The 15,122-nt window shown below is 50.7% G+C and carries 9 protein-coding genes; 6 read left to right on the top strand and 3 right to left on the bottom strand.

Translation table 11 applies throughout. The features are described 5' to 3' along the window. Nucleotides 1-478: 478 nt before the first annotated feature. Nucleotides 479-4,087 carry a beta strand repeat-containing protein gene (locus MHI27_RS25110; protein ID WP_405174925.1) on the top strand — a complete coding sequence of 1,203 codons (3,609 nt, stop codon included), beginning with the start codon at nt 479-481 and terminating at the stop codon, nt 4,085-4,087. Between the two features lie 73 nt (nt 4,088-4,160). Here the strand turns inward: MHI27_RS25110 and MHI27_RS25105 are convergent, their stop codons facing one another. The 3 genes from MHI27_RS25105 to MHI27_RS25095 form a co-directional block, all read right to left on the bottom strand. After that, complete coding sequence (locus tag MHI27_RS25105; RefSeq protein WP_081393202.1) at nt 4,161-5,051, bottom strand: carbohydrate ABC transporter permease; 891 nt, start codon at nt 5,049-5,051, stop codon at nt 4,161-4,163. Nucleotides 5,052-5,076: 25 nt separating this feature from the next. After that, entirely contained in the window at nt 5,077-5,961 is an 885-nt protein-coding gene (locus MHI27_RS25100; protein ID WP_042130723.1) for a carbohydrate ABC transporter permease, read from the bottom strand. A 254-nt stretch (nt 5,962-6,215) separates the two neighbouring features. Beyond that, the gene (locus MHI27_RS25095; RefSeq protein ID WP_042191338.1) at nt 6,216-7,580 is read right to left on the bottom strand and encodes an ABC transporter substrate-binding protein; all 1,365 of its coding nucleotides are present in this window, start codon (nt 7,578-7,580) and stop codon (nt 6,216-6,218) included. 240 nt (nt 7,581-7,820) lie between these two features. Here MHI27_RS25095 and MHI27_RS25090 point away from each other — a divergent pair, with 240 nt between their 5' ends. From MHI27_RS25090 to MHI27_RS25070, 5 genes are all read left to right on the top strand, one after another. Further along, nucleotides 7,821-9,635: a sensor histidine kinase gene (locus MHI27_RS25090; RefSeq protein WP_076286046.1), complete on the top strand. Its 1,815-nt coding sequence runs from the start codon at nt 7,821-7,823 to the stop codon at nt 9,633-9,635. Then, the gene (locus tag MHI27_RS25085) at nt 9,636-11,285 is read left to right on the top strand and encodes a response regulator (RefSeq protein WP_076300464.1); all 1,650 of its coding nucleotides are present in this window, start codon (nt 9,636-9,638) and stop codon (nt 11,283-11,285) included. It abuts the gene before it with no gap. A gap of 71 nt (nt 11,286-11,356) precedes the next feature. Beyond that, nucleotides 11,357-13,048: an alpha-glucosidase gene (locus tag MHI27_RS25080; RefSeq protein WP_042191334.1), complete on the top strand. Its 1,692-nt coding sequence runs from the start codon at nt 11,357-11,359 to the stop codon at nt 13,046-13,048. 154 nt (nt 13,049-13,202) lie between these two features. Continuing rightward, the gene (locus MHI27_RS25075; protein ID WP_076300466.1) at nt 13,203-13,937 is read left to right on the top strand and encodes a class I SAM-dependent methyltransferase; all 735 of its coding nucleotides are present in this window, start codon (nt 13,203-13,205) and stop codon (nt 13,935-13,937) included. Then, nucleotides 13,938-15,059, top strand: a complete 1,122-nt coding sequence (locus MHI27_RS25070) for an MBL fold metallo-hydrolase (RefSeq protein WP_405174924.1) — start codon at nt 13,938-13,940, stop codon at nt 15,057-15,059. The last annotated feature ends 63 nt before the right edge of the window (nt 15,060-15,122 follow it).

Genomic DNA, 15,122 nt, shown 5'->3' with positions numbered 1-15,122 from the left:
TTTACCAAACAGATTAGCCTTTGGAATAAAGGTCTAACCTGATTGGTAAAGGTCTCGCTAACAATGTTGAATTGCCAATAAAGCCGGAGAATATCCTCATATTCTCGTATTGACGACTTTATTTAACAGCTACTCCCCTTTACGGGATATATTAAATTTTTGATTTAATTCGTTGTGATTTTGCCTAAGGAGATCATATACGAGTTGAAAGTTAATGTCAATAAAATGTTAGAGGAATAAGAGTTGATAGTAAGGGAATGTTGGAGGCTGTAAATCTGGAGTGCATTGCTAGGAATAGGAGAGTTTAATTTTTCTGAGAGGGAGATTAAAAGTACATGTATGTCTTTTAATCTATGCTGATAATCAATGAAGAAGTTTATTTTTATAACAAATAAAAGGGCACTTACTAGACGAATATCTATGTTCTCCTATAGGTAATTGGAGTAGTATACATTAGGTTTTCGTGGAGGTGCTAAAAATGGGCCATTCCAATCACATATCTAAGAAAAGCTGCAAAAAAAATGATTCTCCGTCAAAAAGAAAATATCATTTGGTTAAAAAATGTTCTTCAAAGAACTATTGTTGTAAGCGAAAAATCATCAAAAAGAAATGTGCTAATATTCGTACCCGCGGCGTCACTGGAGCAACGGGCCCCGTTGGAGTAGCGGGACCCACGGGAACGACGGGCTCTGCCGGAGTAGCGGGAGCCACGGGAACGACGGGTCCGGCAGGAGTAGCTGGAGTCACGGGAACGACAGGCTCCACGGGAGTAGCTGGAGTCACGGGAACGACAGGCTCCACGGGAGCAGCTGGAGTCACGGGGACGACAGGCTCCACGGGAGCAGCTGGAGTCACGGGGACGACAGGCTCCACGGGAGTAGCGGGAGCCACGGGGACGACGGGTCCCGCCGGAGTAGCCGGAGTCACGGGAACGACGGGCTCCGCCGGAGCAGCTGGAGCAGTGGGAGCCACGGGAACGACGGGTCCGGCCGGAGTAGCCGGAGTCACGGGAACGACAGGCCCCGCGGGAGTAGCAGGAGTCACGGGAACGACGGGCCCCGCTGGAGTAGCTGGAGTCACGGGAACGACAGGCCCCGCCGGAGTAGCCGGAGTCACGGGAACGACGGGCCCCGCTGGAGTAGCTGGAGCAGTGGGAGCCACGGGAACGACGGGTCCGGCCGGAGTAGCCGGAGTCACGGGAACGACAGGCCCCGCGGGAGTAGCCGGAGTCACGGGAACGACGGGCCCCGCTGGAGTAGCCGGAATCACGGGAACGACGGGCCCTGCGGGAGTAGCTGGAGTCACGGGAACGACAGGCCCCGCCGGAGTAGCCGGAGCCACGGGAACGACGGGTCCCGCGGGAGTAGCGGGAATCACGGGAACGACAGGCCCCGCCGGAGCAGCCGGAGCCACGGGAACGACAGGCCCCGCCGGAGCAGCCGGAGCCACGGGAACGACGGGTCCAGCTGGAGTAGCTGGAGTCACGGGAGCGACGGGCCCCGCGGGAATAGCCGGAGCCACGGGAACGACGGGTCCAGCTGGAGTAGCGGGAGCCACGGGAACGACGGGCTCCGCTGGAGTAGCCGGAGCCACGGGAGCGATGGGCCCCGCGGGAGTAGCTGGAGTCACGGGAACGACGGGCCCAGCTGGAGCAGTGGGAGCCACTGGAACGACGGGTCCGACCGGAGTAGCAGGAGTCACGGGAACGACGGGCCAAGCGGGAGTAGCGGGAGCCACGGGAACGACGGGCCCCGCGGGAGCAGTCGGAGCCACGGGAACTACAGGTCCAGCTGGAGCAGTGGGAGCCACGGGAACGACGGGCCCCGCGGGAGTAGTGGGAGTCACGGGAGCGACGGGCCCCGCGGGAGTAGCGGGAGTCACGGGAACGACGGGCCCCGCTGGAGTAGCGGGAGCCACGGGGACGACGGGTCCCGCCGGAGTAGCCGGAGCCACGGGAACGACGGGTCCAGCTGGAGCAGTGGGAGCCACAGGATCGACGGGCTCCGCCGGAGTAGCCGGAGCTACGGGAACGACGGGGCCCACGGGAGCAGCGGGAGTCACAGGCACGACGGGTCCCGCCGGAGTAGCCGGAGTCACGGGAACGACGGGCCCCGCTGGAGTAGCTGGAGTCACGGGAACGACGGGTCCCGCCGGAGTAGCCGGAGTCACAGGAACGACGGGTGCGGCAGGAGTAGCGGGAGTCACGGGAACGACGGGCCCCGCCGGAGTAGCGGGAATCACGGGAACGACGGGTGCGGCAGGAGTAGCGGGAGTCACGGGAACGACGGGCCCCGCCGGAGTAGCGGGAATCACGGGAACGACGGGTCCAGCTGGAGCAGTGGGAGCCACGGGAACGGCGGGGCCCGCCGGAGTAGCCGGAGTCACAGGAACGACGGGTGCGGCAGGAGTAGCTGGAGTCACGGGAGCAACGGGCCCCGCCGGAGCAGCGGGAGTCACGGGAACGACGGGCCCCGCTGGAGTAGCGGGAGCCACGGGGACGACGGGTACCGCCGGAGTAGCCGGAGTCACGGGAACGACGGGCCCCGCCGGAGCAGCGGGAGCCACGGGAACGACGGGGCCCGCAGGAGTAGCCGGAGTCACGGGAACGACGGGCCCCGCTGGAGCAGTGGGAGCCACGGGAACGACGGGTCCGGCCGGAGTAGCGGGAGCCACGGGAACGACAGGTCCCGCCGGAGTAGCCGGAGTCACAGGAACGACGGGTGCGGCAGGAGTAGCTGGAGTCACGGGAGCAACGGGCCCCGTGGGAGATGTGGGTCCTGCCGGAGCCACGGGAACGACGGGTCCGGCAGGAGTAGCCGGAGTCACAGGAACGACAGGCCCCGCAGGAGTAGTCGGAGTCACAGGAGCGACAGGCCCCGCTGGAGCAGTGGGAGCCACGGGAACGACGGGCTCCGCTGGAGTAGCCGGAGTCACGGGAGCAACGGGCCCCGCCGGAGCAGCCGGAGCCGCGGGAACGACGGGTCCGGCCGGAGTAGCAGGAGCCACGGGGACGACGGGCCCCGCCGGAGCACCCGGAGCCACGGGAACGACGGGCCCCGCCGGAGCACCCGGAGCCACGGGAACGACGGGTCCCGCGGGAGTAGCTGGAGTCACGGGAACGACGGGTCCCGCCGGAGTAGCGGGAACCACGGGAACGACAGGAACGACGGGCCCTTCGGGAGCAGCTGGAGTCACGGGAACGACGGGCCCTGCCGGAGCAGCCGGAGCCACGGGGACGACGGGTCCCGCTGGAGTAGCAGGAGTCACGGGAGCAACGGGCCCGGCGGGAGTAGCGGGAGCCACGGGAACGACGGGCTCCACCGGAGTAGCTGGAGCCACGGGAACGACGGGCCCTGCCGGAGTAGCTGGAGCCACGGGAACGACGGGCCCTGCCGGAGCAGCCGGAGCCACGGGAGCAACGGGCCCAGCTGGAGCAGTGGGAGCCACGGGAACGACGGGCCTCGCCGGAGTAACGGGAATCACGGGGACGACAGGCCCCGCTGGAGTAGCGGGAGCCACGGGAGCGACGGGTCCCGCCGGAGTAGCTGGAGTCACTGGAGCAACAGGCCCCGCCGGAGTAGCGGGAGACACGGGGACGACGGGTCCAGCTGGAGCAGTGGGAGCCACGGGAACGACGGGCCCCGCTGGAGTCACTGGAGCAACAGGTGCCGCAGGCGGAATAGCTCAGTTCGGGTATGTTTATAATTTAGGGGCTCAGGTGGTTCCAATAGAGGCGGATGTCTCTTTTGATACAAATGGACTTCTAACACCTGGAATTACACATGCCCCTGGGACCACTACAATCTCGGTTACTAATACGGGTAATTATGAGGTTGATTTTTCAGTTTCAGGTGTGGAACCCAATCAATTCGCATTATTCTTAAATGGCGCCGAGGCTGCAGGTACGGTATATGGTTCAGGTGCTGGCACTCAACAAACTAATGGGCAGGCGATACTCGCTCTCTCGTCGGGCGATGTTCTTACGCTGAGAAATCATAGTTCAGCTGCTGCAGTTACTTTACAGACATTGGCGGGAGGCACTCAGGCAAACGTCAATGCTTCTATAGTTTTAAAGCAATTAAGCTAGGCAACAAAGAAATAGATTTTTCAGCATTAAAAAAGCGTGCAGGACTCTATTAGAGTTCTCCACGCTTTTTGTGTTAGCCCTTAACCGCCCCAGCGGTAATTCCTTTTGTCATCTGTTCTGTGAAGAGCAGATAGATCAGGATGGTTGGGATCGCAATGATCGTCATAACAGCAAACTGAGCACCGTAGTTGGACGAGTATTCTCCGGCGAATTTCATAATGGAGAACGGAATGGTTTTGAGATCCTCCGAGGTGAGGAAGGTGTTCGCCATAATGAATTCATTCCAGGTGCTGATGAAATTGAGTACACAGATGGTAGCTAATGCGGGTTTCGTAATAGGGAAGATGATGCGGAAGATCACACCGTAAATGCCGCAGCCATCGATAACCGCCGACTCTTCAATCGCACGAGGGATGGTCTCTAGAAAACCAGTCATGATGAGCACACTCATTGGGATGACAATAGCCGAATAAGGCAGAATCAGTGTGTACATATTGTTCAGCATTCCGAGCTTGTTAAACAGAATAAAGTTCGGCAGCAGTGTCGCGTGAATGGGAATGATCATGCCCATCATGATAAGTGACAACACGATACCACTTAGCTTCCATTTCATACGGGTGAACGCATACCCCATCATCAGTGACACTAGTGCGGACAGCGCAACGGTAATTACTGTAATGATAAGACTGTTGGCAAAATAGCGTGGTACACGCCCATAGGTAAAAGCGTTTCTATAATTCTCCCATTGCGGGGGGGATGGCCATTTCAGAAAAGAGCTTCCGAAAAAATCACCACTCTTTAGCAGGGAGTAATCGATCAGCCAGATGAGCGGAAATAACTGAATCAAAGCAATGAGACAAAGAAACACCATCATTAGGATTTTGCCAGTTGTAGGTTTACTGCGCTTCTGTTTATGAAGCTTCAGATTGAGGGGCGAAGCGGCAGGTGCTAATGAATTATTCATATGATTTCCTCCGGTTACAGGGATTCTAAAACTCTCCGATATCTTTCTTCAGAACCTTGTTGAGTATTACGGTCAGTACAAGGCAGAACACAATGAATAGGATGGATATGGCATTACCGTAGCCGTAAAGCGACGATGAGAAGGCTGTTTTGTAAAGGTAGTTCCCTAAGAATTGCGTGCTGTTCGCCGGGCCGCCGTTGGTCATTAAGAACACGGTTTCCATTTGCTTAAGACAGGTTGTAACCGCGATGATAATGGCAACTCGCATCATAGGCGAAAGAAGCGGTATGATGATGCGCGTGTAGAGGGTATAGTTGTTCGCGCCATCGATCTTTGCGGCTTCGCTTAGATCACTTGGAATGCCTTGCAGACCTGAATAATATAGCAGCAGTGCGTATCCAAAACCTTGCCACATTACAACAATGATGATGCACCAGATCGCTGTCTTCGGATCTCCAAGCCAATCATGTGTGAGTGAATCCAGCCCAACGCCGCTAAGCAACTTGTTAAGCAATCCGTAATTGGGATGAAAAATCCCGCTCCACAGCTTGGCTGTAACCACAACAGAAATTACTGCGGGGATAAAAAAGATCGTCCGGAATATTTTTTCGTATTTGCCGGAATTGGTCAGGAATATCCCTATGAGAATAGCAAAGGGATGCTGTAAGAATACAGTAGCGGCGGTTAGTAACAGGGCATTGCCCAGTGAAGTCCAGAATACTTTGTCATGAAATAGGATTTCGCGATAGTTATCAAAGCCGATAAAATTGTACTTGCCGATCCCGCCCCAGTCCGTAGAGCCGTAATAAGCGCTCATGAAGATAGGGATGCAAATCATAAAAGCAAACAGGAATAACCCGGGTGCGATGAGTAGGAATATCGCTTTTTTGTCGCTTAACACTCTGTGCATGGAAATCTCCGTCCTTTGAAAGAGTAATCTATCTACTACCATCGTAACGGGAAGCCAGACCCTGGAACATGCCGTATATTTCAGATGATTGTACACATTTTTTAAATTATGGAATGATAATTTTCTCTGACGTCGAAGGCGCTTATGCTCGAACAACAAACCCCCGACCTCTGGGGGAAGTCGGGGGTTGTACGCCACTATTTATGATGTTAAATCAGAAGCGCCGTCATTCATGTACTTAGTAGTATTAGAGTTTATTTACCAGCCAATTTATCGGACGCAGCGTCAAGCGCTTTGGCGAATTCCGCTGTATTCATAGCGCCGGAGAGCAGGCTTTGGTGAGCCTCCATTACCTTTTGCTTGAACTCGTCGTTACCAATATCCTGTAGCGGAGTTCCGCTAGAAGAGGTCATCGAGCTGAAGACATCCACTAGTTCTTTTTGGAGTTGAGTTTCATTACCAGTTAAGAATTCATCGAATTTTTGCGCAGGTGTACCCGCGCCAGCTTGCCATAACATCTTGGACCAGTTCTCAGGAGCGAAGAAATATTTCAAGAAATCAACAGCAGCTTCAGGATGCTTGGAGTTTTTACTTACTGCATATCCACCACCGTACCAAGCAGCATCATCCGTTGATTTACCTTTATCTGAACCAGGGAAAGCGAATGCGCCTACATTATTACGGAATTCTTCAGAGAAGTTCACATCTGTAGCTAGGCCAGACTCCCAAGCGCCCATAAAGAACATAGCGGCTTGTCCTTGTCCGAACAAGTTACGTGCTGCACCGTAATCGGCGGTCAGCCAGCCGTCGGCAAAACCTTTAGCATTTGCGAAATCTTGCATTTCAGTTGCAGCTGCAACAAGACTAGGATCATTAAAGGATATTTTACGAGCAACAGCTTCATCCATCTTATTAAAATCACCATTTTGACGTTGAGCAACAAACTCATACCAGATTGGCAGCGTCCATGCGTCCATACCGTTCATAGCGATAGGGTTGATCTTGTTTGCACGCAATGTTTTGACAGCTGCGAGCAGGTCAGCGGTAGTCTTTGGAACCTCGATGCCGTTGTCAGCAAAGATTTTCTTGTTATAGAACATGACCATATAGTCGGCACTACGTGGCAATCCATACAGTTTGCCATCTTTGCTGAAGCCGTCCATGGAACCAGAAACAAACTGATCACCTTCGAAGTCAGCGCTGTTCAGTTCAAGCAGTAAGTCATTATCGAGCAGAGGACTCAGGAAAGAAGGCTGACCCCAAGCTTGAATGATATCAGGCATCTGATTGCTGGAAGCATATACTTTGATTTTTGATTTATAAGGTTCATCTTGAAGCGCTTCCACTTCTATCTTGACGTTAGGGTGCTCTTTCATATAAGCGTCGATAATGTCTTGCTCCACCTTGCCTGAACCGTTTGCCCGATCCGCAAGTGCGGTGAAGAACTTCAGTGTGATTTTTTCGGCTGGTGCGTTTGCTGTGGCCTCGGCAGTAGCTTCGGCTTTGTCATTTGCAGGAGCGTTTGTAGCTTTCGCATTGTTATTTCCGCCACCACAGCCTGCAAGCAGAGCTGGAAGCATTAGACTCATAAGCATTAGCTTGATTCCTTTACTTTTCATCAAAAACCCACCTTTTTAGAATGATGTATTTTGAAGAAACGATTGTTATCCATCAAGGAAGACGACAACGTCGTTTCTTCTTGCATCCTCATCTTAAGAGTTTCTGGCTAATAGAAACATGGTTCATATTTAAGAATGATGTAGGCATTTTTTAGCGAATGTAAAAAGCCGGTTCAGGGTGTAATGATTTCAGTTATACTTGCTTTACACATCTTTCTATTATAGAAGAAGGTGGTTCTCATGAATCGAAACTTTCGCTTAGTCAGCCGTTATCGCCATCTTCCGCTCCAATTTAAGCTGTTGTTATGGTTCGTCCCCCTGCTTCTGGTGACCATATTCGCTATGGGCTGGAACTCGTATCAGATCTCTTCACAGCAGGTGGTGGAGAAAATGAAACAGTCGCAGGATCATCTTACCAAAAAAACAGCAGAGCAGATCGATGAGATGGTACGGGGCATGATATCTTTTTCGAATACACTCTTTCTGGATGAAAGTGTGCAGCGGCTCTTAGCATCGTCTGAAGCACAAAAGGAACGTAATTCTGTATTTAAGACCGTTACCAATCTTATGGTTGCAGGCAATTCAATTCAATCGCTGATTCTGTATTCTTTAGACGATAACAATGGAGCAGAGCCTTTTGCTGCGAATCAGGCAGGATTGACGACAGGTATGAAGTACTCAGATTTTATCAAAACCTCGTATTATAAAGAAGCTATTAAAGCAGCAGGTAGCCCAACCTTTGGACTCTCCAGGCCGACTGACGGCATTTTTGTAGGCGATCATTATCATAAGATTGTGCTTTCCAGAATCATCATGAATATTTACACCTTAAAGCCGGCAGGACTCGCTGTGATCGGTGTGGATGCAGGGAAGATTGGGAGCCAATATCTCGACAATGCTGAAGATGATGTAGATATGTTCGTAATTGATCGGGATGGGCTGATTATTACGGCTTCGAATCCGAGCTGGATTGGCAAAAGAGATCTGGAACTTCCGTATTTTGCGGACAGCGACCCTAAGCTGACTGTGAAAAAAAGGCTGGAATCTACAGCGGATCATAAACAGTGGATTGTGTCGCATCTGCAGTCGGAGACGACAGGCTGGTATGTGGTGGTGGCTCATTCCAAGCGGCAGCTTGTTAAAGAGCTCGGTCAGATTTTACAGGTCACGATGACGATTGCTGTTCTGTGTTTAGTAGTTAGCCTAATGGTTACTTGGCTGGCAGCTGCCGCTATCACGAAACCATTGAAGAAGCTTTCCCGTTCGATGCGCAGACTACAAACAGGTGATTTCACGCAGCGGGTATTTTTTGAAGGAAATGACGAGATCGGCTTACTTGGGCATGGTTATAATCTAATGGTGCAGCGGATTAAATCGCTCATCAATGATGTATACGCCTCAAGAATGAAGCAACAGGAAGCAGAGTTGAAAACGCTTCAAGCCCAAATCAGGCCTCACTTTTTATATAACACGTTAAATACAATCTGTTGGGAAGCTGAGAAGAAGGGAGATAAAGAAATTGCCGATATGGTGTATTCTCTCTCTCAAGTGTTCCGACTGAGCTTAAATGATGGACGGGATACGTTTACTTTGGAGCAGGAAGTAGAGCTGGTGACCAATTACTTGTTCCTTCAGAAAAATCGCTTTAAGGAGCGTTTTGAATTCGAAATTTCTCTGGATGAGAGTATCAAGGATTTCACAGTACCAAAGCTGCTGCTGCAGCCACTAGCCGAGAACGCAGTGATTCACGGGATTGAGCCGCTGTCTGGAAGCGGGCTGATATCCGTTCGAGCTTACCGTATAGAGAAGACTATTGTGCTTGAGGTACAGGATAATGGTGCAGGGATCACGGCAGATAGACTTCTAGAGCTTCATCAACGTTTAGCAAGGGGAAATTCTTTACCTGAGGAAGACAATGTTGGACGCACAGGATTTGCGCTCATGAATGTGCAGGAACGACTGGCCTTATTTTTTGCAGGAGCCTCTTTACAACTAGAGAGTGTGGAAGGGGCAGGCACACGTATTATTATTCATATCACTGTGGAGGGGCCATAAATGATGAAGCTGCTGATTGCTGAAGACGAAGATACGATCCGTGAGGGCATTGTGAATATGATTGATTGGAAGTCACATCAGATTGAGGTCATGGGTGAGGCGGGGAACGGAAGTGAAGCGCTGGCTTTGATGGAGAATGAACAGCCCGATCTTTTGTTAACGGATATTCGTATGCCACAAATGGGTGGTCTCGAGCTGATTGAAGTCGCACGGCGTAGAGGTTACGGCTTCCGGTCGATTATTTTATCCGGGTATAACGAGTTTTCTTATGCGAAGCAAGCGATCTCCCTGGGTGTTGTTGATTATGTGCTGAAGCCATGCCGACCTGAGGAAATTCTGAAGACGGTACTGAAGGCCAAGGAACTTATTGAAAGACAACGATATCAGGAGGATGAACAGCTTAAAAGAGATCGTTCTTGGCATAAAAATGCACCGCTTGTCAAAAGCCAGGTTCTGTCTCAATGGATTTATCATCCCCCGGTTCCGCTAGAACGGCGACAGGAGCTGATCGGAGAGTTATCTATGGCGATTGGCTTTGAAGGACCACAAATTGGTCTGGTCAGCTTTGATTTTGATCCACCCTCCGCTACAGGAACAGGACAGGATTTTGTACTTCTACGTTACGCAGCGTTAAATATTATCAGTGAGACCTTGTCGCCTATCTATAGAGGAAAAATAGAGACTTTTCATGATGGCAATAACTTGCTATGGATTGGCAGCGGATTAGCTGGAACCGATTCTCGCAAGCCTTACCGAGCACCCCTCCAATTGAAAGAGCAGATTGAGAAGCTGCAGAGTAATTTGGAGAAATATCTCAAACTGTCAATCAGTATTGCCGTTGGCTCCTGTCGTTCGGATATTTCTGAAGCGCATCTGTCGTATAAAGAAGCCCTTCAGGCGATGGAATCGCGATTTTTGAACGGAAAAGGCGGTGTCTATTACTATACAGAAGGAACGGGAGTAATAGGTGGCGCTCCACAGGAAATCGGGATTTTAGATGATTCTGAATTAAATGTGCTGGAGGATGAAATGCTTGTGGCGGTGGGGGCTGGGAGCAATGAGCTCGCACTCGATCTGCTGGAGAAATGGCTGGATCGTTTTCGTAGCAATCCGGGATGTCTTAAGCAAGAAGTGAATATTCGGGCAACTGCTTTTGTAGTTCGATTAAAGAGACTCGCGCAGGAAAAACAAGTCGCTGGCTTCGAATGGAAGCAGCATTTGGTCAATTGGATGGAGCAGGCTCCACAGATAGAGACGTTGGAAGAATTGTCTACGATTTTGAATAAGGTCATGCAGAATGTGGTGGAGGCTTTTTCTAAACATCGTCCACTACATCGCACAGTAGTCACTGCTATGGAGATCATCCGCAATAAATACAATACCAATTTGACACTAGAGTATGTCGCGAAAGAAGCCTATGTTTCTAATACTTATTTAAGCTCACTTTTCCGTCAGGAGCTTGGTGTGAATTTTCTCGATTACTTGCACCAATACCGGGTAGAAGAAGCGAAAAAGCTGCTCCGCCAAAATCTAAAGATGTACGCCGTTGCAAAATTGGTAGGGTACGGTGAAGAGCGTCACTTCAGTGCTACTTTTAAAAAATGGACTGGACTTACACCTTCACAATATCAAAAGGGATTAGGGAAGTAGGGGGGATTTGTTATCTACTAGGCTCTGTGTGGTTAAACTCTACATATAGCTAAATAGGAGGTAACCGAGTTATGAACCCCAAATGGTGGAAAGAAAGCGTCGTGTATCAGATTTATCCGATCAGCTTCATGGACAGTAACGGAGATGGAATCGGAGACTTGCAAGGTATTATATCCAGACTGGATTATTTACAGGACCTAGGTGTAGATGTGATCTGGGTCTGTCCTATTTATAAATCACCTAACCATGATAACGGGTATGATATCAGTGATTACTGTGACATTATGAAGGAATTCGGTACGATGGATGATTTTGACCGGTTGCTCAGGGAGTTGCACGCACGTGGAATGAAGCTGATGATGGATTTGGTTCTGAACCACACGTCACATGAGCATCCTTGGTTTGTAGAATCCAGGTCGTCGAAGGACAATCCTAAACGGGACTATTATATTTGGCGAAAAGGTAAAAATGGCGGCCCCCCGAACAACTGGGAGTCTTATTTCAGTGGCTCGGTATGGGAGCTTGATCCGCGGACGGATGAATATTATCTACATCTCTACTCCAAATACCAGCCCGATCTGAACTGGGAGAATCCTGTGGTCATTGATAAGCTGCATGAAATGGTGGAGTGGTGGCTGAAGAAGGGTGTGGATGGATTTCGTTTTGATGCGATTGCACATATCGTGAAGACGAAAGGGTATCCAGATGCAGACAACCCGAACGGAACACCTACTGTAAGGGCCTATGGTATGTTCTCCAATCTGGAGGATGTGCATACCTTGCTACAGAATCTATACGATAAGGTGTTATATTTCTACGATATTATGACGGTAGGAGAAACCTCGGGACTCGGACCAGAGCAGGCGCTGGATTATGTAGGTGACGGACGCCGGGAGCTGAATATGACTTTTCAGTTTGAACATATGTTTCTGGATGCCGCTTCGCCGGGTAGTGGGAAATGGGATGTTGTTCCCTGGAGTCTACTTGAACTGAAAAAGATCATGAGTAGCTGGCAGACAGTTTTACATGAGAGAGGCTGGAATGCGAATTATTTATGTAACCATGATCAGCCGCGTTCGGTGTCTCGGTTCGGGAACGATCTCTTTTACCGGATTCCTTCTGCAAAAATGCTAGCGACCTTCATTCATATGCTGGAAGGCACTCCTTACATTTATCAAGGAGAAGAAATCGGTATGACGAATGTCTGTTTCGATTCCATTGATGAATACCGGGATGTGGAGACACTTAATTATTATGAAGAAAAGCGAAAAAACGGTGTTCCAGAAGAGCAGATTATGTCTGCGATTCATCATAAAAGCCGGGACAATGCCCGTACCCCTATGCAATGGGACGATGGACATGCAGGCGGTTTTACAACAGGGACGCCCTGGATTGAAGTGAATTCCAACCATATGGAGATTAACGCTGGCAATGCGGTTAAAGATCCGGATTCTATCTACAACTACTATAAACAGCTGATAGCATTAAGAAAAAAATACAAGGTGATCGTGTACGGCTCATATGAGCTACTGCTTGCAGAGCATACTGAGATTTATGCGTATAGCCGAACTTTAGAGGATCAGCGATTGTTGGTTATTTTGAATTTTTTTGATAGAGAGCCTGAATTCGAATGGCCAGCGGGGTTCGATCCCGATCAGCTGGAGTTATTAATCAGTAATTACCCGGAGTCAAAAGATCAGGATATTCGTTCTTTCAAGCTTCGCCCTTATGAAGCAAGGGTCTATTTGCAGCAGCGTGTGTAAAGGAAGTTTCAATAAGAGTTGTCATTAAAGCCCAAGAGGTCAAGATGATGACTCTTCTTTGAGTTTGTCAGCAAAAGACTGTACAATGGCGATACATTAGCATACATAAAGTGGAGTTGCGGGATGACGCCTGTAGGAGGAGAGGAGAGACAACATGACTGAATGGTATGAAAAGAGCTTCGGAGAGGATTATCTGATCGTATATAAGCACCGGGATTTCGGTGGAGCACGTAAAGAAGTAGATCAGATGATCGCCTGGCTGAGACTGCCCACAGGTTCGAAAGTGCTGGATTTATGTTGTGGGATGGGACGTCATTCTCTGGCACTTGCGAAGGAAGGGTACGAGGTTACCGGAGTGGATTTGTCGGAGGTCTTGTTGCGTGAAGCTCGATCTCAAGTCGGGGCGGAGAAGGTAACCTGGATCCGTTCCGACATGCGTGATTTACCACTAGATGGAGGATTCGATGCCGTAGTTAATCTGTTCACTTCTTTTGGTTATTTTGAAAAAGATGAGGAGCAAGTAAAGGTTCTGCGTGAAATCTATCGTCTGCTGAAGCCAGGTGGCAAGTTCGTTATTGATTTTTTGAATCCTGCGCATGTGATTCGTCATCTGGTGCCGCATTCTACGCGTGAGGACGGAGAGAATTTGATAGATGAGTCACGCCGAATTGAGGATGGTTATGTGAAGAAGGACATCATTCTAACTACTAAGAATGACCCTACGCCTCGTCAATATCATGAGCGTGTGAAGCTTTATTCACTGGAGGAGTTCAAGGAAATGATTGAGAAAGCGGGCTTGCAGCTCGAAGCTGTACATGGCAGCTATGAAGATGAGGTTTATGATGCAGAAAGGTCCACGCGGATGATCTTTGGTGGAACACGTCCCTAAATGGTTTCCGGAAAAAGATTTAAAGGTGGTGAACGCTCTATGTCTAAGGCAGAGATTACTTCATGGGACAAGAACATTCTCCAAGTCTCGGTACCCATGGACTCGCCTCTTCGTCAAGTGAACAGCTATATCCTCTCGGATGAAGATGGTAGAGTAACTATTATCGATCCAGGTCCGCGTAGCCCGGATACAGAGAATTGCTGGCTCGGGATTTTGCAGGAGCTGGACTTGTCGTGGATGGATATACGGGATATCGTCGTTACGCATCACCATCCCGATCATTACGGATTAGCCGGCTGGCTGCAGTCGCAGAGTGGCTGTAAGGTGTGGATGACGGAGCGCGCCCATGCGGAGGCAAGGTTGATGTGGGGCTTGGGCACTGGTGAGGATCTAGGGAATGACATGGATGAAGATACAGGTGAAGATACGGGAAATGGCGTAGACAATGATGTAGGCATAAATGAGATCTTACCGGATTATTTCATCCGGCATGGGATGACAGATGAGTGGTCGAACGGGATTAAAGCCCACTTGGAAAGCTTTAATTCCCAAGTGGAGCCGCAGCCTGCCGTTTCTTATTTCAATGTGGCGGAGCCCTTCAAGATGGGCGGCCGTGAATGGCAGCTCATAGTTACCGGCGGACATGCACCGGGGCATGTGAGCCTGTATCATGCTGGCAGCGGGCTAATGATCTGTGGAGACGCTGTACTCCCGCAGATCTCGCCCAATGTCAGCCTGCTGCCAGGCAGCGATCCACAGCCGCTGCAGACGTTCATTCAGGGGCTGCGGGAACTGGGCAGCTACCCGGTCAGCATGGCGTTCCCGGGTCATCGCGAGCCTTTCGCTGGCTTCGCGCACCGGGTAAGCAGCCTGCTCGCTCATCATGAGGAGCGGCTGGATACAGCGGCGGCGCTGCTCACCAGCGGCCCGCTTAGCGGATTCGCGGTGTGCGAATTTCTGTTTCGCAGCCGAGTAACCACCGTTCATCAGATGCGCTTTGCGATGAGTGAGACCCTGGCGCATTTGGCGGAATTGGTGCGCCGTGGACGGGCAGTCATGCTGGAGGCAGACGGCGGTTTCTCGTTCGCCGCAGCTGAAAGTGTTGGAGAACATATCAGCTAGAGAGTATCTTGCAAGATCGAAGTGAAGTAGATGAGTATAAAGTTTAAGAGCAGTCCTGTATTG

It is taken from the genome of Paenibacillus sp. FSL H8-0261, from assembly GCF_045040645.1.
Classification (GTDB): domain Bacteria; phylum Bacillota; class Bacilli; order Paenibacillales; family Paenibacillaceae; genus Paenibacillus_AQ.
Note: the sequence above shows the minus strand (reverse complement) of the source record. Positions and strands in the feature narration are given on the sequence as shown.

What these genes read in the sequence shown, in the direction of transcription:
- MHI27_RS25110 (WP_405174925.1), top strand. Translation starts at nt 479, where the DNA reads ATGGGCCATTCCAATCACATATCTAAGAAAAGCTGCAAAAAAAATGAT.
- MHI27_RS25105 (WP_081393202.1), bottom strand. Translation starts at nt 5,051, where the DNA reads ATGAATAATTCATTAGCACCTGCCGCTTCGCCCCTCAATCTGAAGCTT.
- MHI27_RS25100 (WP_042130723.1), bottom strand. Translation starts at nt 5,961, where the DNA reads ATGCACAGAGTGTTAAGCGACAAAAAAGCGATATTCCTACTCATCGCA.
- MHI27_RS25095 (WP_042191338.1), bottom strand. Translation starts at nt 7,580, where the DNA reads ATGAAAAGTAAAGGAATCAAGCTAATGCTTATGAGTCTAATGCTTCCA.
- MHI27_RS25090 (WP_076286046.1), top strand. Translation starts at nt 7,821, where the DNA reads ATGAATCGAAACTTTCGCTTAGTCAGCCGTTATCGCCATCTTCCGCTC.
- MHI27_RS25085 (WP_076300464.1), top strand. Translation starts at nt 9,636, where the DNA reads ATGATGAAGCTGCTGATTGCTGAAGACGAAGATACGATCCGTGAGGGC.
- MHI27_RS25080 (WP_042191334.1), top strand. Translation starts at nt 11,357, where the DNA reads ATGAACCCCAAATGGTGGAAAGAAAGCGTCGTGTATCAGATTTATCCG.
- MHI27_RS25075 (WP_076300466.1), top strand. Translation starts at nt 13,203, where the DNA reads ATGACTGAATGGTATGAAAAGAGCTTCGGAGAGGATTATCTGATCGTA.
- MHI27_RS25070 (WP_405174924.1), top strand. Translation starts at nt 13,938, where the DNA reads ATGGTTTCCGGAAAAAGATTTAAAGGTGGTGAACGCTCTATGTCTAAG.